The 19883-nt window shown below is 72.2% G+C and carries 20 protein-coding genes; 12 read left to right on the plus strand and 8 right to left on the minus strand.

Translation table 11 applies throughout. The features are described from left to right. Positions 1–25: 25 nt before the first annotated feature. Genes ACFV46_RS03705 through ACFV46_RS03725 form a run of 5 tightly spaced genes read right to left on the minus strand, consistent with a single transcriptional unit; the run spans position 26 to position 4041 of the window. A complete protein-coding gene (locus tag ACFV46_RS03705) occupies positions 26–601 on the minus strand; it encodes a NuoI/complex I 23 kDa subunit family protein (RefSeq protein WP_385496889.1) in 576 nt (191 codons plus the stop codon). A 2-nt stretch (positions 602–603) separates the two neighbouring features. Beyond that, the gene (locus tag ACFV46_RS03710) at positions 604–1572 is read right to left on the minus strand and encodes a complex I subunit 1 family protein (protein ID WP_151785367.1); all 969 of its coding nucleotides are present in this window, start codon (positions 1570–1572) and stop codon (positions 604–606) included. After that, complete coding sequence (locus tag ACFV46_RS03715; protein WP_385496890.1) at positions 1569–2987, minus strand: NADH-quinone oxidoreductase subunit C; 1419 nt, start codon at positions 2985–2987, stop codon at positions 1569–1571. The genes ACFV46_RS03710 and ACFV46_RS03715 overlap by 4 nt, the downstream gene beginning before the upstream one ends. Continuing rightward, complete coding sequence (locus ACFV46_RS03720; protein WP_385496891.1) at positions 2984–3628, minus strand: NADH-quinone oxidoreductase subunit B; 645 nt, start codon at positions 3626–3628, stop codon at positions 2984–2986. The genes ACFV46_RS03715 and ACFV46_RS03720 overlap by 4 nt, the downstream gene beginning before the upstream one ends. Further along, positions 3619–4041, minus strand: a complete 423-nt coding sequence (locus ACFV46_RS03725; protein WP_055622584.1) for an NADH-quinone oxidoreductase subunit A — start codon at positions 4039–4041, stop codon at positions 3619–3621. Before ACFV46_RS03725 ends, ACFV46_RS03720 begins: the two co-directional genes overlap by 10 nt. Before the next feature lie 343 nt (positions 4042–4384). Here ACFV46_RS03725 and ACFV46_RS03730 point away from each other — a divergent pair, with 343 nt between their 5' ends. The 5 genes from ACFV46_RS03730 to ACFV46_RS03750 all read left to right on the plus strand — a co-directional run bounded on the left by ACFV46_RS03730 (position 4385) and on the right by ACFV46_RS03750 (position 11482). Next, a complete protein-coding gene (locus ACFV46_RS03730; RefSeq protein ID WP_361925585.1) occupies positions 4385–5593 on the plus strand; it encodes a sensor domain-containing protein in 1209 nt (402 codons plus the stop codon). Between the two features lie 125 nt (positions 5594–5718). Continuing rightward, positions 5719–7080, plus strand: a complete 1362-nt coding sequence (locus ACFV46_RS03735; RefSeq protein ID WP_385496893.1) for a sensor histidine kinase — start codon at positions 5719–5721, stop codon at positions 7078–7080. A gap of 406 nt (positions 7081–7486) precedes the next feature. Then, a complete protein-coding gene (locus ACFV46_RS03740; RefSeq protein ID WP_361925581.1) occupies positions 7487–8197 on the plus strand; it encodes a response regulator transcription factor in 711 nt (236 codons plus the stop codon). 281 nt (positions 8198–8478) lie between these two features. Further along, entirely contained in the window at positions 8479–10410 is a 1932-nt protein-coding gene (locus ACFV46_RS03745; protein WP_385496895.1) for a 2-oxoacid:acceptor oxidoreductase subunit alpha, read from the plus strand. Continuing rightward, positions 10403–11482, plus strand: a complete 1080-nt coding sequence (locus ACFV46_RS03750; protein ID WP_376728955.1) for a 2-oxoacid:ferredoxin oxidoreductase subunit beta — start codon at positions 10403–10405, stop codon at positions 11480–11482. Before ACFV46_RS03745 ends, ACFV46_RS03750 begins: the two co-directional genes overlap by 8 nt. Before the next feature lie 129 nt (positions 11483–11611). Here ACFV46_RS03750 and ACFV46_RS03755 read toward each other — a convergent pair whose 3' ends face one another. Then, entirely contained in the window at positions 11612–12052 is a 441-nt protein-coding gene (locus tag ACFV46_RS03755) for a winged helix-turn-helix transcriptional regulator (protein ID WP_385496896.1), read from the minus strand. Between the two features lie 89 nt (positions 12053–12141). On the opposite strand from ACFV46_RS03755, the gene ACFV46_RS03760 reads away from it, so the two are divergent. From ACFV46_RS03760 to ACFV46_RS03775, 4 genes are all read left to right on the plus strand, one after another. Further along, positions 12142–12996 carry an SDR family oxidoreductase gene (locus ACFV46_RS03760; protein WP_385496897.1) on the plus strand — a complete coding sequence of 285 codons (855 nt, stop codon included), beginning with the start codon at positions 12142–12144 and terminating at the stop codon, positions 12994–12996. A gap of 144 nt (positions 12997–13140) precedes the next feature. Beyond that, positions 13141–14103 (plus strand): EamA family transporter RarD, encoded by a 963-nt coding sequence (gene rarD / locus ACFV46_RS03765; RefSeq protein WP_361925574.1) that lies wholly within the window; start codon positions 13141–13143, stop codon positions 14101–14103. A 199-nt stretch (positions 14104–14302) separates the two neighbouring features. Continuing rightward, complete coding sequence (locus ACFV46_RS03770) at positions 14303–14779, plus strand: VOC family protein (protein WP_385496898.1); 477 nt, start codon at positions 14303–14305, stop codon at positions 14777–14779. 139 nt (positions 14780–14918) lie between these two features. Further along, on the plus strand, positions 14919–15866 hold the full coding sequence (locus ACFV46_RS03775; RefSeq protein ID WP_361925571.1) for a M28 family metallopeptidase: 948 nt from the start codon (positions 14919–14921) through the stop codon (positions 15864–15866). A gap of 59 nt (positions 15867–15925) precedes the next feature. Here ACFV46_RS03775 and ACFV46_RS03780 read toward each other — a convergent pair whose 3' ends face one another. Together ACFV46_RS03780 and ACFV46_RS03785 are read right to left on the minus strand one after the other, a co-directional pair. Beyond that, complete coding sequence (locus tag ACFV46_RS03780) at positions 15926–17164, minus strand: tetratricopeptide repeat protein (RefSeq protein ID WP_385496899.1); 1239 nt, start codon at positions 17162–17164, stop codon at positions 15926–15928. Positions 17165–17171: 7 nt separating this feature from the next. Beyond that, positions 17172–17324, minus strand: coding sequence for a hypothetical protein (locus ACFV46_RS03785; RefSeq protein ID WP_361925567.1), 153 nt, complete (start codon positions 17322–17324; stop codon positions 17172–17174). A gap of 63 nt (positions 17325–17387) precedes the next feature. On the opposite strand from ACFV46_RS03785, the gene ACFV46_RS03790 reads away from it, so the two are divergent. The 3 genes from ACFV46_RS03790 (at position 17388) to ACFV46_RS03800 (ending at position 19859) form a co-directional block, all read left to right on the plus strand. Continuing rightward, positions 17388–17939, plus strand: a complete 552-nt coding sequence (locus ACFV46_RS03790) for a DUF6668 family protein (RefSeq protein WP_385496900.1) — start codon at positions 17388–17390, stop codon at positions 17937–17939. A 66-nt stretch (positions 17940–18005) separates the two neighbouring features. Continuing rightward, a complete protein-coding gene (locus ACFV46_RS03795; protein WP_385496901.1) occupies positions 18006–19220 on the plus strand; it encodes an amidase in 1215 nt (404 codons plus the stop codon). Positions 19221–19274: 54 nt separating this feature from the next. After that, a complete protein-coding gene (locus tag ACFV46_RS03800) occupies positions 19275–19859 on the plus strand; it encodes a flavodoxin family protein (protein WP_385496902.1) in 585 nt (194 codons plus the stop codon). The last annotated feature ends 24 nt before the right edge of the window (positions 19860–19883 follow it).

Below are 19883 nucleotides of genomic sequence, written 5' to 3' on the forward strand. Positions count from 1 at the left end.
GCGGTGACGGCCGCTGCGGTGAGGCTCACGCCTGGCCCTCCCGCGTGTCAGTGCCCGGTTCCGTCCGCGGTTCCGCCTGCGCGGCCGCCAGCTTCTCGGCGGCCTTACGGGCGGCGGCGATCTCCTTGGGCTCCTCCGCACCGGGGTCCAGGGCGGGCGGGGCGGGGACGGTCCACATCCACTCGCGCAGCTTGTCGCGCTCGTGGGTGAGGTCACGGATGTCGGTCTCGGCGTACTCGAACTCCGGGGACCAGAACAGGGCGTCGAAAGGACAGACCTCGATGCAGATACCGCAGTACATGCACAGCGAGAAGTCGATGGCGAAGCGGTCCAGGACGTTGCGGCTGCGCTCACGGCCACCGGGAGCCGCCGGCGGGACCGTCTCCTTGTGGGAGTCGATGTAGATGCACCAGTCCGGGCACTCACGGGCGCACAGCATGCAGACCGTGCAGTTCTCCTCGAACAGGCCGATCACGCCGCGGCTGCGGGGCGGCAGGGCCGGCTGGGTGTCCGGGTACTGCGCGGTGACGGACTTCCTCGTCATCGTGCGGAGGGTGACGGCCAGGCCCTTGGCCAGGCCACTGCCGGGGATGGGGGCCATGGTTACTGGATCACCACCTTGACGATGCCGGTGAGGGCGATCTGGGCGAGCGAGAGGGGGACGAGGAGGGTCCAGGAGAGCTTCTGCAGCTGGTCCTCGCGCAGTCGGGGGTAGGTGACGCGCAGCCAGATCACGATGAACGCGAGGACGGCCGTCTTCAGCAGGGTCCAGACCCAGCCGAGACCATCGGCGCCCCAGGGGCCGTGCCAGCCGCCCAGGAACAGGACGGTGGTCAGCCCGCACAGGACGACGATCCCGGCGTACTCGGCGAGGAGGAAGAGAGCGAAGCGCAGACCGGTGTACTCGGTGTAGGCGCCGAAGATGATCTCCGAGTCGGCGACGGGCATGTCGAAGGGAGGGCGCTGGAGTTCGGCGAGACCGGCGACGAAGAAGACGATCGCGCCGACGATCTGCCAGGGCAGCCACCACCACTCGAACGCGTCGAGGATGCCGACGAGGGAGACCGTGCCGGCCGCCATCGCGACGGAGGCGGCGGTCAGCAGCATCGGGAGTTCGTAGGCGAGGAGCTGGGCGGCGGTCCGCAGACCGCCGAGAAGGGAGAACTTGTTGGCGGAGGCCCAACCGGCCATGAGCGAGCCGAGGACGCCTACGCCCATGACCGCCAGGACGAAGAAGATCCCCGCGTCGACGACCTCGCCGACCGCGCCCTCGCCCGGGCCGATGGGGATGGCCAGGAGGACGAGCAGATAGGGAAGGAGGGCCACGGCAGGAGCGAGCTGGAAGATGCGGCGGTCGGCGCCGGCCGGGACCACGTCCTCCTTCTGCGCGAACTTCACACCGTCGGCGACGAGCTGGGCCCAGCCGTGGAAGCCCCCGGCGTACATGGGGCCGAGGCGGCCCTGCATATGAGCCATCACCTTGTGCTCGGTCTGGCCGACGAGCAGGGGGAAGGTGAGGAAGACGACGAAGACGATCAGGAGTCGCAGGGTGACGTCGAGAGCGTCGTTCACCGCGGGCCTCCTGCGGGGTCGGTGCCTTCGTCGGGTCGGGGGTCGCGCTGATCGTGCCGGTCGGTCCGGTCGTCCCGGTCGGGTTGGCCGTCCCGGTCGGTCTGGCCGCGCCGGTTCCCCTTGCCGTCCCGCTCGGTCTGGTCGGTCTGGCCGTCCCGGTTGTCTCGGCCACCCCGGTTATCCCGGCCGTCCGGGCTGTCCTGGTCGCCCTGGGGTTCGGGCTGTGGTCCGGTGGGCTTCTCGGCGGTGTCGGGGGTCGGCTCCTCGAAGGCCGGGCGGGCGTGGTGCCAGGGGGCGTCCGGGCTGCGCGGCGTCCGGGGGGCGGCGGTGCCGGGGGCGACCGCGTCCGGGGCGGCCGCCGTACCGGAGGCGGTGGCGGCGTCCGGGGCTGCGGCAGCCGGTCCGCCCTCCGACTCCGGGGCTGGGGCCGGTGCCGGGGTCGCCGGGGCCTGCGCGTCAGGTGCCGGGCGCTGGCTGGCCGAGCCCTCCGAGGCGCTGCGGGAGCGCCGGGGGGTGGCCGGGGTGCGCTGGGACGCCGAGCCCTCGCTCGCGCTCCGGGACCGACGGGCCGGGGGTGCGGCGGCGCCGGGTTCGGCCGGGGTCTCGGCCTCCGGCACCGGGGTGGACTGGCTGGCGGAGCCCCGGGCCGCCGTACGGGTACGGCGGGGGCGGGTGCCGGCGGCGGATGTTCCCTCCGCCGCAGGGCTCGCCGCAGGGCCCGCGACCGCGCCCGGCGCCTCGCCCGCCTGGCTCGCGGAGCCCTCGGTGGCGGAGCGGGTGCGGCGTACGGGGCGTTCCCCGGCGGTGCGTCCCGCGGCGCGGGCCGGGCGGGACGGGGCGGGCGGGAGCTGGCCCTTCAGCGGGCCCCACTCGTTGGGGTCGGGGACGCCGGGCGGAAGCATCTGCCGGCGCTTGGGGCCGCCGTGCTCGGACTCGCCGGGTTCCTTGGCGCCCGGCCACGCCTTGGCGACGCGGGCGGCCAGGACGAAGTCCTTGCGGAGGGGGTGGCCCTCGAAGTTCTCCGGGAGGAGGAGGTGGTCGAGGCCGGGGTGGTCGGTGAACTCCACGCCGAACATCTCGTGCGTCTCGCGCTCGTGCCAGGCCGCTCCCGCGTAGACGCCGACGGCGGAGGGCAGGGTGGGCGCCTCGTGCGGGACGGTGGTGCGGACGAGGAGACGGCGTACCGGCGCGAGGGCGGCCACGTGGGCGGCGACGCGGAAGCCGGTGCCGGGTTCGTCGACGGCGCTGAGCCAGTCGAAGTAGGTGCAGCCCAGGGTGTCGCGGGCGGTCTCCAGGGCGGTGATCCAGGCGGCCGGGGGCACGTCGACCGTGAGGACGTCGTAGGACTCCTCGGCCGTGGCGTCCGGGCCGAACAGTTCCTCGACCGGGGTGGGCAGCCAGCCGACCGTCGTCATCGCCCGGCCTCCCCGGCGTCGGTGCCGGCGCCGCCGTCGGCCGGCCGGGTGCCCGGGGTCTCCGGCCCTCGTACCAAGCCGCTCTGGAGGGCGGCCGTGGACGGGCGCTGGGTCGCATAGCGGTCGCCGAGCGACTCCTGGGCGATCTTCTCCTGGAGCTTGAGGATGCCCTGGAGGAGCGCCTCGGGGCGAGGCGGGCAGCCGGGGACGTAGACGTCGACCGGGATGATCTGGTCGACGCCCTTGGTGACGGAGTAGGAGTCCCAGTACGGGCCGCCGCAGTTCGAGCAGGCGCCGAAGGAGATGACGTACTTCGGCTCGGGCATCTGCTCGTACAGGCGCTTCACGGCCGGTGCCATCTTGTCGGTCACCGTGCCCGAGACGACCATCAGGTCGGCCTGACGGGGGCCGGGCGCGAACGGGATCACGCCGAGCCGGATGAAGTCGTGGCGGGCCATCGACGCGGCGATGAACTCGATGGCACAGCAGGCGAGGCCGAAGTTGAAGACCCAGAGCGAGTAGCGGCGGCCCCAGTTGAGGATCACCTTCATCGGTTCCGGGGCGAGGCGAGCGAGCGCGCCCAGCCGCTTCGGCTCCGGCAGCAGTACCGGCTGCTCGTTGGTGTCTGGCGTCACGTCCATGCCAGGACGCCCTTCTTGTATGCGTAGAGCAGGCCCACGGCCAGGAACCCCAGGAAGACGAACATCTCGACGAGCGTGGTGGCGCCGTAGCCGGGGGCGGCGAAAACCGTCGCCCAGGGGAAGAGGAAGATCGAGTCGATCGCGAAGATCACGTAGAGGAAGGCGTACACGTAGTAGCGGACCTGCGTGTGGGCCCAGCCTTCGCCGACGGGGTCGACGCCGCACTCGTACGTGAGCAGCTTCTCGGGCGTGGGGACCACGGGACGCAGCAGGCGGCCCGCGCCGAAGGCGACGGCGACGAACAGCACGCCGACGACGGCCAGCAGTCCGACGACCGAGTAGGACTGGAAGTAGTCCGCCGAGACGACGACGTCATACGCATCCGCCGCGACGACGACGGTCTGTTCCGACACGTCCGCCCCTCGCTCCCTGACCTCGTGACCGATGTCCCAGGACCGGGCTCGTCCGACCCGCCCGGGCCGGTGTCCTGCGACCGTGATCTCGTGAACAGTGCCGTGAACCCCGCTGCCGACGCTGTTCGACGATCTGTACGCACGGGAGTCTAGGCCCTGCTAAAGACACCGTAAGCAGCCCGTCACGCCTCGGGGCACCGGCGGGACGCGAGGAACCTGTCTCGCGGCGCGCCGTCACGCTCCTTCCGGGCCGCTGCTCCCGCCCGGAGGTGGGGTTTTCCCCAGGGTACGGAGGCGGTCCACTCCATGGCGCGACGGCGGCGGGCGCGGCACGCTGACCCGTATGACCGAACGCCCCAGCTCCTCCCGCGGCGCCTCCGTGCCCTCCGGGACCACGCAGCCGCCGCTGCCGCCCGTCCGTTTCGCCTACGACCGGCACACCTGGAAGGAGATCGCCCACCTTCTGGCGAACTTCCCGCTGTCGCTGCTGGGCTTCGTCTATGTGATGACGGTGCTGGTGACCGGTGCCGCCCTGACGTTGACGGTGATCGGGTTCCCGCTGCTCGCGGCCGGGCTCATGGGGGCGCGGCAGTTGGGCAGGCTGGAGCGGGCACGCGCGCGTGCGCTGCTCGGGGTGCGGGTGGACGAGCCGAGCCGGCTGCCGTTGCGCGGCGGGCGGGACGGCTTCTTCCCGCAGTTGTGGCTGGCGTTGAAGGACCCGGTGGGCTGGCGGACGGCCCTGTACGACTTCATCCGGCTGCCCTGGGGCATCCTCACCTTCGTCGTCACGCTGACGTCGTTGTTCGTGCTGTGGCCGGTGCTGCCGTTCATCGCGCGGGGCCTGTCGAACGCGGACCGTGCGATGGTGCGCGGCCTGCTGTCGCCGTCCGACGAGCTGGAGCGCCGTATCGCCGAGCTGGAGTCGGACCGCGGGGTCGTCGTCGACACGGCCGCCGCCGACCTGCGCCGTATCGAACGCGATCTGCACGACGGGGCGCAGGCCCGTCTGGTCAACCTGGCCATGGGGCTGGGCCTGGCCAAGGAGAAGCTGCTGGAGGACCCGGACGCGGCGGCGGAGATGGTCGCGGAGGCGCACGGCGAGGTGAAGCTCGCCCTTCAGGAGCTGCGCGATCTGGCGCGCGGCATCCACCCGGCCGTACTGACCGACCGGGGGCTGGACGCCGCCCTGTCCTCGGTCGCCTCGCGGTGCACGGTGCCGGTGAAGGTGACCGTGGACCTGCCGGCCAGACCGGCGGAGGCCATCGAGGGGATCGCCTACTTCACCGTCTCCGAGCTGCTGCAGAACGTCAGCAAGCACAGCGCGGCCGCGTCGGCGTCGGTGGACGTGTGGCGCCGGGACGACCGGCTGCTCATCCAGGTGCGGGACGACGGGCGCGGCGGCGCGCGCCTGGACGGCGGAACGGGCATGCGGGGGCTCGCGGACCGGCTGGGTGCCGTGGACGGGCTGTTCGTCGTGGACTCGCCGGACGGCGGCCCGACGACGGTGACGGCCGAGCTGCCGTGGCGGTCGCGTGCCGCCGCCCAGGGGTAGGGAAAACCCCCCGTTCGAGACGCCGACGGTCTCCATGGTCCGGGGACCCGCGGTCGAGGAGGGTGGAGGTACGACGGCACAGCCCCGGACGGGGGCTGACGGGACGAGGAGAACGGACGACGCCGATGGCCACGGAGTACGGACAGGGCTACGGGCACGGGCTCGGCCACCCCGAGCGCGGGCTTGCCGAGCACGGTGAGCGGCGGCACCGGGTGCCGGCCGTGCTGCGCGCGCCGTTCGAGGCACGCAGCTGGCGGGAGTTCGGTTACGTCCTGCTGGGGCTGCCGATCAGCATCATGTTGTTCGTGTACGCCGTCACGATGGTGTCGCTGGGCGCCGGCCTGCTGGTGACGTTCCTGGGCGTGCCGGTGCTGGCGGCGGCCCTCGCCGGCTGCCGGGGCTTCGGCGTCCTGGAGCGGACCCGCGCGCGGGCCCTGCTTCATCTGGACGTGGGCGAGCCGGAGCCCCTGCGGACCCGCCGGGGCGGCTTCATGGCGTGGATCGGAGCGGTGCTGAAGAGCGGCACGTCGTGGCGTGCGCTGCTGTACGCGGTGGTGAACTTCCCGTGGGCGGTCTTCTCCTTCGTCGTCGCGGTGAGCTTCTGGACGTACGGGTGGGCGCTGCTGACGTATCCGCTGTGGTTCTGGGTCTTCCCGGTCTGGGCGGGGCAGGACGGTCTGCAGCTGTTCGGCGACGAGACGCACAACATCTATCTCGACAACCCGTTTGAGATCACGGTCACCTCGCTGGTCGGGCTCGTCTTCACGCTGGCGACGCCGTGGATCGTGCGGGCGCTGACGACGGTCGACCGGGTGATGGTGCACGGTCTGCTCGGGCCGTCCCGGCTGGCCACGCGCGTGGTGGAGCTGGAGTCGGACCGCGGGACCGTCGTGGACACGGCCGCCGCCGACCTGCGCCGCATCGAGCGGAACCTGCACGACGGGGCGCAGGCCCGTCTGGTGGCCCTGGCGATGGACCTGGGGCTGGCGAAGGAGAAGCTGGCGGAGGACCCGCGGGCCGCGGCGAAGATGGTCGACGAGGCGCACGGCGAGGTGAAGACGGCGCTGCAGGAACTGCGCGACCTGGCCCGCGGCATCCACCCGGCGGTCCTGACCGACCGCGGCCTGGACGCGGCCCTGTCGGCGGTGGCCTCGCGCTGCACCGTGCCGGTGGAGGTCCAGGTCGATCTGGAGGGGCGTCCGGTGCCGGCGATCGAGGGCATCGCGTACTTCACGGTCTCCGAGCTGCTGCAGAACATCAGCAAGCACGCGCGGGCCACCTGGGCGTCGGTGGACGTGTGGCGGGTGGAGAACCGGCTGATGCTGCAGGTCGTGGACAACGGGGTCGGCGGCGCCGACGTGTCGGCCGGCTCGGGCCTCGCGGGGCTCGCGGAGCGCCTGGACGCGGTCGACGGCATCCTCGTGGTCGACTCACCGACGGGCGGGCCGACCCGCGTCACGGCGGAACTGCCGTGGCGGACCGTATAGAGCACTCCCCGCGCCGAGCGGGGAGCTGAGCGAGGGATCCGGCTCCCGGTACCGCGGGGCCGGATCCGCCGTGTGCCGAGCACGCCGTGTGACGTACATGCGGTGTGCGAGCACGCCGTGTGACGTACACGCCGTGTGACAGTACGAAGCAAGCATCGAGCACCCCCCGCCGGCCGTCCGTACGGGCGACCGGCATCCGCGTGCGGCTCCCCCGGCGGCGCGCGGCCCGAACCGCGTCCGGCGGATCGTCCCCCGTTCCGTTGTCCACAGGGCCGTTGTCCACAGGGCCGTTGTCCACAGGGCCGTTGTCCACAGGCCTCTTGTCAGCGGGTCCGTTGTCCACAGGCCCCCTACGAGCGGGCCTCAAGCGGGATACTGAGATCGCGAGGACGTCAGGGCCGGGGGGATGCTCGGCCGAATCCCAGGGCACGGGGGGCCGAGGATCGTGGAGGACAGGGTGCGGGTGGTCATCGCCGAGGATTCGGTGCTGCTGAGGGAGGGACTGACGCGGCTGCTGACCGACCGCGGGCACGACGTGGTGGCGGGGGTCGGGGACGGCGCGGCGCTGATCAAGACCATCACGGAGCTGGACGCCCAGGGCGAGCTGCCGGACGTGGTGGTCGCGGACGTCCGGATGCCGCCGACGCACACGGACGAAGGGGTGCGGGCCGCCGTCCAGCTGCGCAAGGCGCACCCGGGACTCGGGGTACTCGTCCTCTCGCAGTACGTGGAGGAGCGGTACGCCACCGAGCTGCTGGCCGGGTCCAGCCGCGGGGTCGGCTATCTGCTGAAGGACCGCGTGGCGGAGGTCAGGGAGTTCGTGGACGCCGTGGTGCGGGTGGCCCAGGGGGGTACGGCCCTCGACCCGGAGGTCGTCGCCCAACTGCTGGGCCGCAGCCGCAAGCAGGACGTGCTGGCCGGGCTCACCCCGCGGGAGCGGGAGGTGCTCGGGCTGATGGCGGAGGGCCGGACCAACTCGGCGATCGCCCGGCAGCTGGTCGTGAGCGACGGAGCCGTCGAGAAGCACGTCAGCAACATCTTCCTCAAGCTCGGGCTGTCCCCGAGCGACGGGGACCACCGGCGGGTCCTCGCGGTCCTCACCTATCTGAACTCCTGATCGAACTCCGCCGCGGCCGGGCGGGCAATCGGCGGGTAATCGGTCCACGCCGCGCGATCGACCCTCAGGGATTCGGCAACCGAACAAAGAACTCAAAGCGTCTTCAAGTCCAGCGCCGGGGGGCGTGTGAATCATGGGGAGCAAAGGCGGGGCACGTTTTCATCATCAAGTCCGTCATGCGAATGGCCCCGGGAGGGCGACCTTTGCGGACGTAGGGTTGATCCTGGGAAGGCTTGCGGAAGGCCATGCCCAGACAGCCGCCTCGAGGGAGGTCCAGTTCAGTGACCAGCCAGGTCAGTAGCCCAGCGGAGCAGGCCGACGAAGCCGTCGTGGGAGAGCAGCGCAAACCGGCGGGAACGACGAAGGACGTACGCCGGCTGGACCGGGTGATCATCCGTTTCGCCGGGGACTCGGGCGACGGTATGCAGCTCACCGGCGACCGGTTCACCTCGGAGACGGCGTCCTTCGGCAACGACCTCTCGACGCTGCCGAACTTCCCCGCGGAGATCCGCGCCCCCGCCGGCACCCTGCCGGGTGTGTCGTCCTTCCAGCTGCACTTCGCCGACCATGACATCCTGACCCCGGGCGACGCGCCGAACGTGCTGGTCGCGATGAATCCGGCGGCCCTCAAGGCGAATATCGGCGATCTCCCGCGGGGTGCGGAGATCATCGTCAACACGGACGAGTTCACCAAACGGGCGATGCAGAAGGTCGGCTATGAGACCTCGCCCCTGGAGGACGGTTCCCTCGACGGTTACAGCCTTCATCCGGTGCCGCTGACGACCTTGACCGTCGAGGCGCTGAAGGAATTCGATCTCAGCCGTAAAGAGGCCGAGCGCAGCAAGAACATGTTCGCGCTGGGTCTGTTGAGCTGGATGTATCACCGGCCGACCGAGGGCACGGAGAGGTTCCTGAAGGCGAAGTTCGCCAAGAAGCCCGATATCGCGGCCGCCAATATCGCCGCCTACCGTGCCGGGTGGAACTTCGGCGAGACGACGGAGGACTTCGCCGTCTCCTACGAGATCGCCCCGGCGACGAAGGCGTTCCCCGTCGGCACCTACCGGAACATCTCCGGGAACCTCGCGCTGTCCTACGGCCTGATCGCCGCGTCCCGGCAGGCCGACCTGCCGTTGTACCTGGGCTCGTACCCGATCACCCCGGCCTCGGACATCCTGCACGAGCTGAGCCGGCACAAGAACTTCGGCGTGCGCACCTTCCAGGCCGAGGACGAGATCGCCGGTATCGGCGCGGCGCTCGGCGCGGCCTTCGGCGGTTCGCTCGCGGTGACGACGACGTCCGGGCCGGGTGTGGCCCTGAAGTCGGAGACCATCGGGCTCGCCGTGTCGCTGGAGCTGCCGCTGCTGGTGATCGACATCCAGCGCGGCGGTCCCTCGACGGGTCTGCCGACCAAGACCGAGCAGGCGGACCTGCTGCAGGCGATGTACGGGCGCAACGGCGAGGCACCGGTCCCGGTGGTCGCGCCCCGCACCCCGGCGGACTGCTTCGACGCGGCCCTGGAAGCGGCCCGGATCGCCCTGACGTACCGCACGCCGGTGATGCTGCTGTCGGACGGTTACCTGGCCAACGGCTCGGAGCCCTGGCGCATCCCGGACCTGGACGAGCTGCCGGATCTGACCGTGCAGTTCGCCCAGGGCCCGAACCACACGCTGGACGACGGCAGCGAGGTCTTCTGGCCGTACAAGCGGGACCCGCAGACGCTCGCCCGTCCGTGGGCCGTCCCGGGCACCCCGGGTCTCGAGCACCGCATCGGCGGCATCGAGAAGGAGGACGGCACGGGCAACATCTCGTACGCCCCCGCCAACCACGACTTCATGGTCCGCACCCGCCAGGCCAAGATCGACGGCATCGAGGTCCCGGACCTGGAGGTCGACGACCCGGACGAGGCGAGCACCCTGGTGCTGGGCTGGGGGTCGACGTACGGCCCGATCACGGCCGCGGTCCGCCGGCTGCGCACCACGGGCGAGGCGGTCGCGCAGGCTCATCTGCGCCATCTGAACCCGTTCCCGCGCAACCTGGGCGCGGTACTCGGGCGGTACGAGAAGGTGGTGATCCCCGAGATGAACCTCGGCCAGCTCGCCACCCTGGTCCGTGCGAAGTACCTGGTGGACGCCCATTCGTACAACCAGGTCAACGGCATGCCGTTCAAGGCGGAACAGCTCGCCAAGGCTCTTAAGGAGGCCATCGATGCCTGAGACGTCCCCGGAAGGCACGGGCACGATCGAGGCGCTCTCGCTCATCCCCAAGGCCACGGCCCGCCAGTCCATGAAGGACTTCAAATCCGACCAGGAGGTGCGCTGGTGCCCCGGCTGCGGTGACTACGCGATCCTCGCCGCGGTGCAGGGCTTCATGCCGGAGCTGGGCCTGGCCAAGGAGAACATCGTCTTCGTCTCGGGCATCGGCTGCTCGTCGCGCTTCCCCTACTACATGAACACGTACGGGATGCACTCCATCCACGGGCGGGCGCCCGCGATCGCGACGGGGCTCGCGACCTCGCGCCGCGACCTGTCGGTGTGGGTGGTGACGGGTGACGGTGACGCGCTGTCGATCGGCGGCAACCACCTGATCCACGCCCTGCGGCGCAACGTCAACCTCAAGATCCTGCTGTTCAACAACCGGATCTACGGCCTGACGAAGGGCCAGTACTCCCCGACCTCCGAGATCGGCAAGATCACCAAGTCGACGCCGATGGGCTCGCTGGACGCGCCCTTCAACCCGGTGTCGCTCGCGCTCGGCGCCGAGGCGTCGTTCGTGGCGCGCACGGTGGACTCCGACCGCAAGCACCTCACGCAGGTGCTGCGGGAGGCGGCCGCCCACCAGGGGACGGCGCTCATCGAGATCTACCAGAACTGCAACATCTTCAACGACGGCGCCTTCGAGGTGTTGAAGGACAAGCAGCAGGCGGAGGAGGCGGTGATCCGGCTGGAGCACGGGCAGCCGATCCGCTTCGGGTCGGACCGTTCGCGCGGTGTCGTGCGGGACGCCGCCACGGGCGACCTGAAGGTCGTGGCGGTGACCCCGGAGAACGAGTCGCGGATCCTGGTCCACGACGCCCACTCCGCGTCCCCGACCACGGCGTTCGCGCTGTCCCGGCTGGCCGACCCGGACACCCTGCACCACACGCCGATCGGGGTGTTCCGCTCGGTGGAGCGGCCGGTGTACGACACGCTCATGTCCGAGCAGCTCGACACCGCGATCGAGCAGAACGGCAAGGGCGATCTGGCCGCGCTGCTGGCGGGCGGGGACACCTGGACGGTCCTGGGCTGACCGGCCTCCTGGTCCGAGGCGGAGGGTGAGGGCGGCCGGGAGCGCGAGCGAGTCTCCGGGCCGCCCCCCCTCGGCCGCGTCCGGCACGTACCGCGCTTCGCGCGCGCCGTCCGCCCCCGCCCGGAGCCGTCAGTCCCGCTCGGCCGCCGCCTCGCTCCTACGGCTGTCGTAGGCGGCGCGCGCCCGCTGCACGTCGTCCATCCGGCGCTCGGTCCACAGGGCGAGGGCGCGCACCTGCTCGGCGGCCTCGCGGCCGAGGTCGGTCAGGGAGTAGTCGACCCTGGGCGGGATCACCGGTTTGGCGTCGCGGTGGACCAGGCCGTCGCGTTCCAGGGTCTGGAGGGTCTGCGTGAGCATCTTCTCGCTGACGCGCCCGATCGTCCGGCGCAGTTCGCTGAAGCGGTACGGACGGTCGAGCAGTTCCATCAGGACGAGGACGCCCCAGCGGCTGGTGACGTGCTCCAGCACCCGGCGGTACGGGCACATCTCCTCGCCGTCCGTGTACTTGCCGGGAGCCGTACGGGGCCGGCGCGGTGTGTTCGGTACGGTCGACACGGTACTTACTGCCATACCCGTACCTTACTTCAAAGTGGGTACTTTCCTTCAGTTAGCGCTACTCCTAGGGTTGGTGACACCGCACCCCACAAGGAGTTCTGATCATGAGCATCGTCGTCACCGGAGCCACCGGGCACCTGGGCCGCCACGTCGTGGAGCAGCTGCTGGAGAAGGTGCCGGCCGAGCAGGTCACCGCCGTCGCCCGCACCCCCGAGAAGGCGGCCGACCTCGCCGAACGCGGCGTACGGATCGCCGTCGCCGACTACAACGCGCCGGAGACCTTCGACGGACTGTTCGCCGCGGGTGACAAGGTGCTGCTGATCTCCGGCAGCGAGGTCGGCAACGACCGGGTCGGCCAGCACCGGGCGGTCATCGAGGCCGCGAAGGCCGCCGGCGTCGCCCTCCTCGCCTACACCAGCGCCCCCGGCACCCTGACCGCCGCCCTCGCCGACGACCACCGGGCCACCGAGGAGGTGCTGCTCGCGTCGGGCCTGCCGTACGTGCTGCTGCGCAACGGCTGGTACCACGAGAACTACACGGAGAACCTGGCCCCCGTGCTCGCGCACAACGCCGTCACGCACGCCGCCGGTGACGGCCGTATCTCCTCGGCCTCCCGCGCCGACTACGCGGCCGCGGCCGTCGCCGTGCTGACCGGTGAGGGACACGAGAACAGGACGTACGAGCTGGGCGGCGACGTCGCGTGGAGCATGGGCGAGTACGCGGCGGAGCTCAGCCGGCAGACCGGCCGGGAGATCGCCGAGAACCCCGTCTCCGCCGAGGCGCTGACCGGCATCCTGACCGGTGCCGGGGTCCCCGCGCCGTTCGCCGCGGTGCTTGCGGGGGTGGACACCTCGATCGCCAAGGGCGAGCTCGTCGTCGACAGCGGCGACCTCTCCCGGCTGGCGGGCCGACCGACCACGCCGCTCGCCGACGCGATCGCCGCCGCGCTCAAGGACTGACCCCCTCAGGCCAACGCGGCGACGAAACCCCTGTCTGTCATGACCGTATGGCGATACGGACATGACAGGCAGGGGCTTTCGGCGTTACCTTCGAGCAGGTCGCGGCAGGCGCCGCGGCCGGGGTGAGAGCGTGAAGGAGGGACCGTGGCCGGGAAGTCCAGGGGCGAGCGGCACATAGGGCTGCTGAACGGATTCGCGGCCTACGGCATGTGGGGGCTGGTCCCCCTCTTCTGGCCGCTGCTCAAGCCGGCCGGAGCCGTCGAGATCCTCGCCCACCGGATGGCGTGGTCCCTGGTGTTCGTCGCGGTCGCCCTCGCCTTCGTGCGGCGCTGGGCCTGGGCGGGCGAGCTGCTGCGGCAGCCCCGGCGCCTCGCCCTGGTCGCGGTGGCCGCCGCGGTGATCACGGTCAACTGGGGCGTCTACATCTGGTCCGTGAACTCGGGCCATGTCGTCGAGGCGTCGCTCGGGTACTTCATCAATCCGCTCGTCACCATCGCCATGGGCGTGCTGCTCCTGAAGGAACGGCTGCGGCCCGTGCAGTGGGCGGCGGTCGGGGTCGGCTTCGCCGCAGTCGTGGTCCTGACGATCGGTTACGGCCGGCCGCCGTGGATCTCCCTCACCCTCGCCTTCTCGTTCGCCACGTACGGGCTCGTGAAGAAGAAGGTCAATCTCGGCGGAGTGGAGTCGCTGGCCGCCGAGACGGCCATCCAGTTCCTGCCCGCCGTGGCCTACCTGGTGTGGCTGTCCACGCGGGGCGAGTCGACGTTCGCGACGGAGGGCGCCGGGCACATGGCCCTGCTCGCGGCCACCGGTGTCGTCACCGCCCTGCCGCTCGTCTGCTTCGGTGCGGCGGCGATCCGCGTGCCGCTGTCGACGCTGGGCCTGCTCCAGTACCTGGCGCCGGTCTTCCAGTTCCTGCTCGGCATCCTGTACTTCCACGAGGCCATGCCTGCCGAGCGGTGGGCCGGGTTCGCGCTGGTGTGGCTGGCGCTCACGCTGCTCACGGCGGACGCGTGGCGCTCCGCGCGGCGGGCCAGGGTGGCCGCCGCGATCGCCCGCGCCCCGCGGTCGGCGGAGAAGCCGGCGTCGGCGGCCGTGGACGCCTGACGGTCCGCCCGACCGGCCGCCTTCACCCTCCGTCCCGCCGGACCACCGCCGCCCGACCGGCCGCTTCCGCCCTCCGTCCCACCCGAACACCTCCGCCCGACCGGCCGCCTTCACCCCTCCGCCCGCGCCCAAACGCCTGCTTTACGCCGACTGGCGATATCCGTTGCGCCCGGGGCAACGGCCCTCTAGAAGTGGTCGCATGACTCAGGAACCCGGAAGCGAACCCGCGCCGCTGCACTGGAAACTCGTCATCGACTGCGCCGATCCGCAGGCCCAGGCCGACTTCTGGGCGGCCGCGCTGCACTACGAGGTCGAGGACAACAACGCGCTCATCGAAAGGCTGCTGAACCTGGGCGCGCTGCCCAGGGAGGCCACCGTCGAGTTCCACGGGCGGCTCGCGTTCCGGGACCTGGTGGCCGTACGGCATCCGCAGGACCCGTACGACGAGGACAGCGGGACCGGTCTGGGGCGCCGGGTGCTGTTCCAGCGGGTGCCGGAGGCGAAGACGGTGAAGAACCGGCTGCACCTGGACGTCCACGCGGGGGCCGGGCGGCGCGAGGCCGAGGTGGAACGGCTGGAGAAGCTGGGGGCGAACGTCCTGCGGCGGGTGAAGGAGCCGGGCGGCGAGTGGGTCACGATGACCGACCCGGAGGGCAACGAGTTCTGCGTGCAGTGACTCCCGGACCGGAGGGCTCGCTGTCCGAACGGCACTCTTGACGGAAAGTCAGATTCCGCCTGACCATCCAGTCACCCCATTCACCCGGATCCCCTGTGGCCATCCCACAGGATCCCCCTGGACTTCGGGAGCCCCCCACATGAAGCTCTCCGTCTCCGGGCGCGCGACGGCGGCTGGTGCCGTCGCGGTCGCCCTCCTGCTCACCGGCGGATCCATAGCGGGCGCGGCGCCGGGGGCCGAGGCCCTCGCCGCCGCGCCCGACATCCCCGTGGCCAACGTGAAGGCGCACCTCACCCAGTTCCAGTCCATCGCGACCGCCAACGGCGGCAACCGCGCCCATGGCCGCCCCGGCCACAAGGCGTCCCTCGACTACGTGAAGGCCAAGCTGGACGCCGCCGGCTACACGACGACCGTCCAGCAGTTCACGGCGTCCGGCCGCACCGGCTACAACCTGATCGCCGACTGGCCCGGCGGCGACACCAACCAGGTGCTCATGGCCGGCTCGCACCTCGACGGCGTCACCGCGGGACCCGGCATCAACGACAACGGATCCGGTTCGGCGGCGGTCCTGGAGACCGCGCTCGCCGTGTCCCGGGCCGCCTACCGGCCCGCCAAGCATCTGCGGTTCGCCTGGTGGGGCGCTGAGGAGCTGGGACTCGTCGGCTCGCGCCACTACGTCAACAACCTGTCCAGCGCCAACCGCGCGAAGATCAGCGGCTATCTGAACTTCGACATGATCGGCTCCCCGAACGCCGGCTACTTCGTCTACGACGACGACCCGGCGATCGAGAAGACGTTCAAGGACTACTTCGCCGGACTCGGCGTCCCGACGGAGATCGAGACCGAGGGCGACGGCCGCTCCGACCACGCGCCCTTCAAGAGTGCGGGCGTGCCGGTGGGCGGGCTGTTCACCGGGGCCGGCCGCACGAAGACCGCCGCGCAGGCAGCCAAGTGGGGCGGCACGTCGGGGCAGTCCTTCGACCGCTGCTACCACTCGTCCTGCGACACGACGTCCAACATCGACGACACCGCCCTGAACCGCAACAGCGACGCCCTCGCCCACGCGGTGTGGGAGCTGTCCGACTAGGGCCTGCCGTTTGGATCATGCCGGGCTCGCGGGGTCCGGCCTGATCCGGACGCAAGACCCTAGGCGCCGGTGGTCCCCTCGGCCCGGGCCGCTCGTGCCGCCAGCCGGTCCATACGGGCCCGGGCCGACTCCAGTTCCTCCGCCTCCTCGGCGGCCGGACCGCCCTCGGCCACGAGGTCGCTCCACAGGCCGAGGAGGCCGCGGCCCAGGTCCTGCCCGAGGGCGGGGTCCCGGACGGCCCGCCAGGCCGTGGCCGCGCCCTGGAGGCCGCTGTACGCCGCCTCCGCGTCCCCGGCCCGGCGGTACGCCCACGCCACGTCGAGGGACAGACCGAAGGCACGCTCCGGCTCCCCGGCCAAGTAGGCGATATAGGCGGCGAGTTCGCGCATCCGGAGCACTTCGCCGTGGTCGGGGCCCAGCTGGGCCGCGGCCTCGGCCACGGTCCGCCGCACGAGTTCGTCCGCCTCACCGGTCCGTCCCTCGCCCACCGCCTCGTACACCCGTGCCATCGGCTCGGCGAAGGGCGAGGCGTCGGCGGTGGCACCGGGCCGCGCGCCGTCGCCCAGCACCGTCTCGGCGACGGCGTCGAAGCCACGGGGCGGCGTGGGCTGCGGGTCGGGGTCGGAAACGGGGAGCGGGTGCGTGGGCGGGACGGCGGGCGGGGACTGCCGTCCCGGCGCGGCGGGTGCGGTCGGAAGCGGCTGCGGTTCCGGGGCCACGGCCCTGGCATCCGGCGATGACGCGTTCGGGGCCGGTGCCTCCATCGACGGCGGCGGTCCGAACTCCCCCAGCGGGGGCGCCACCGTGCCGGGGACCACCGCCTCGTCCGTCCGGCCGGACAGCGTGCGCAGCCGGAACGTGGGCGGCGCCTCTTCCTCGGGCACCCGCTCCCGCGACGGACGGAGGACCTGAGTGGCCCGGTCCTCCTCGGGCGGCAGGGGCGGCACGGGAGCGACCGGCGGGCGCGGAGGTTCCGTACGCAGGGGCTCGGCCGTGTAGCGGCTCGAACCGTCCTGCTCCACGCACAGCGGCACGACGTAACCGATGCGCTCGTCGTGGACCGTCGCGTACACCGGGTGTCCGGCGGCCACGGCGATCCGCTGGAGGTGGGTCAGCACGGCCCGCTGGATCTCCTCGCCGGGCGCCGCGGTGACGGGCACCCCGCCGATGGACGCACAGGTGCCCGCGCCGGGCCCGGCGGCCGGGACGCGCACGTCGATCGGCGCCGGCGGCACGGGGCGCTCGGCGGAGGCGGCACGCTTCTGTTCCCGCTTCATCGCGCGGCTGAGACGAGACATCGCTTCCTCACTCGCATGCGCCGGGCAGGCGGTCGTTCAGGTCGGACACGTCGTCAACGTCGAAGACGTCGTCCACGTACTGTCGAGTCTCTCCGGCCGCGGGCGGCGCGGGCGTCACCGTGACGTCACAGACTCGTTCCAGGAGCTTGTGCCACGTCACGGCCTTCTCATGCCTCACGTGCCGCGCGCCGGGAACGTGGCGTGACGAGGGAGGAGCGCGGGCATGGGCACCGACATGCGCGAACAGCAGGGGCCGTACGGCCGGGGCCCGGACATCTGGCTCCGCGGACCGGTCCCCCTCCCCGACGGCCCGCCGTCACCGCCCCCGCTCCCGCCCGGCACCCCCCGGCGCTTCTCGTGGATCGGTCTGCACGGCGGAGCGGGCGTCACAACCCTCGCGACGGTGTACGGCGGCCGGGACTGCGGGCGTGAGTGGCCCGGCCCGGACGACCCGCACTCCGTCCTGCTGGTCGCGCGCACCCACGCGTCCGGCCTGGCCGCCGTGCCGGGCGCCCTCGATCTCTTCCGGCGCGGGGCGACGCCACGGGGGCTGGACCTCGAAGGCGTCGTCCTGGTCGCGGACGCTCCGGGCCGGCTGCCGCGTCCGCTCGCCGAGCGGGTCCGGGTGATCGAGTCGGTGATCGACGTGTACCGGGTGCCGTGGATGCCGGACTGGCGTCTGGGTGATCTGGGCGAGCAGGGCGGACAGTACGGAGAGCACCACCCGCCCCGGCAGCCGGAGGCGCTGGCGCGGCTGACCGGACACGGGCACTGACCCGTGCCCCCTCCGCCCGGCCCAGCCGACCCCGAGGGACCCGGCCCCCTCTCGGCGCACTCGGCCGTGACGATCGCCTCGGCCGTCCACGCGGGCGCCGTGCGTGCGGTCGACGTGATCGCGGACGCCCTCGACCGGATCGAGCGCGTCGACCCGGCCCTGTCCGCGTTCGCCGAGGTGTGGGAGGAGCGGGCGGGGGCATGGGCGCGCGCGGTGGACGCCCGGATCGACGCGGGCGAACGGCCGCCACTGGCCGGGGTGCCGATCGGGGTGAAGGGGCGTGGCGGGTTGCGTACGGCGGCCCCGCTGCTCGCGGCGGGCTGCGTGCCGGTGGGTGCGACGTCCGTGCCGGGGCCGGGGACGCCGTGGCAGACCTGGGGGGCGGGCCGGTACGGCCGTACGGTCAACCCCTGGCGGCGCGACCGTACGCCGGGCGGCTCGTCGGCCGGTTCGGCGGCGGCGGTCGCGGCCGGGCTGGTGCCGCTCGCCACGGGGAACGACGGCGCCGGGTCGGTGCGCATTCCGGCGGCCTGGTGCGGGGCGGTCGGTCTCAAGGCGACCAACGGGCGCTTCCCCACCCGGGATTCCACGGGGCTCATGGCACCGGGCGTGCTCACGCGCAGCGTCGCGGACGCGGCGGCCTACTGGGCCGTGGTGTCTGGGGACGCGGCCTCCCCGCCCTTCCCGCCGCCCGGCCCGCCCTCCTCGCCGCACGGCCCGCCTGGCTGGCCCTCCCTGCCGCCCGGCCCGTCCGTTCCGGCCGCCGCCCTCTGGTCCCCCGACCTGGGCTTCGCCTCCCCCGACCCGGAGGTCGTGGCGATGGCGCACGCGGCCGCCGTACGACTCCACGAAGCCGGTGTGGTGCGGCTCGTGGACACGGGGGAACCGTTCCGGCTCGACGATCCGGCTCCGGCGTGGCTCGCCCTGCGCGGGTCCGAGGCAGGCCGCTCCCCCGAGGCCGCCCGGCGCCTGCGAGCGGCCAACGACCGCCGGATCGCCGCTCTCTTCCGCCGGACGCACCTGCTCCTGACGCCGACGGCCCCCACCCCGCCGCACGGTCACGACGGCCCCGGCGAGCGGTACTCCACCGAGCTGACCTGGGCGTTCAATCTGAGCGGGCATCCGGCGATCAGCATCCCGGCCGGGTTCGGGCCGGACGGATGCCCCGTCGGGCTGCAACTGGTGGCGGCGCACGGGCGGGAGGCGGCGCTGCTCGCGGTGGCGGAGGCGGCCGAGGGCCTGCTCGGTCCCTGGACGCCAGCTACATGCATACGCATATAATGCAGATGCGCTTAACCGCTGTACGCCCTGTTCCGCGTGTCCACTGGGGGACCCATGACCCGCCGCTTCCTGTTCGTCCTCGGCAGCAGCCGCCCCGACGGCAACACCGAGATGCTGGCCCGCCGGGCCGCCGAGCAACTGCCCGAGAGCGTGGAACAACGGTGGATCGACCTCGCGGCGCATCCGCTGCCCGACTTCGAGGACCTGCGCCACGACAGCGACCATGTGCGGCCGACGGAGGGGAACGTGGCCGTACTGCTCGACGCCACCCTCGCGGCGACGGACGTCGTGATCGTCTCGCCGCTGTACTGGTACTCGGTGTCCGCGCACGTCAAGCGCTACCTCGACCACTGGTCGGGCTGGCTGCGCACACCCGGCGTCGACTTCAAGGACACCCTGGCCGGACGCACGCTCTGGGGCGTGACCGCGCTCGCCCACGAGGAGCCGGTGGTCGCCGACCCGCTGATCGGCACCCTCCACAACTCGGCCGCGTACATGGGGATGCGCTTCGGAGGAGTGCTGCTCGGCAACGGCAGCAAGCCCGGGGACGTGCTGCGGGACACCGGGGCCCTGAGCCGGGCCAAGACGTTCTTCGCCCAGGACGCGCCGCTCGCGCGCTTCGCGTACGAGACGGACTGAGCACCCCTAGGTGATGGCGCGCCA

This window comes from Streptomyces sp. NPDC059852 (genome assembly GCF_042731455.1).
Taxonomy (GTDB): Bacteria; Actinomycetota; Actinomycetes; order Streptomycetales; family Streptomycetaceae; genus Streptomyces.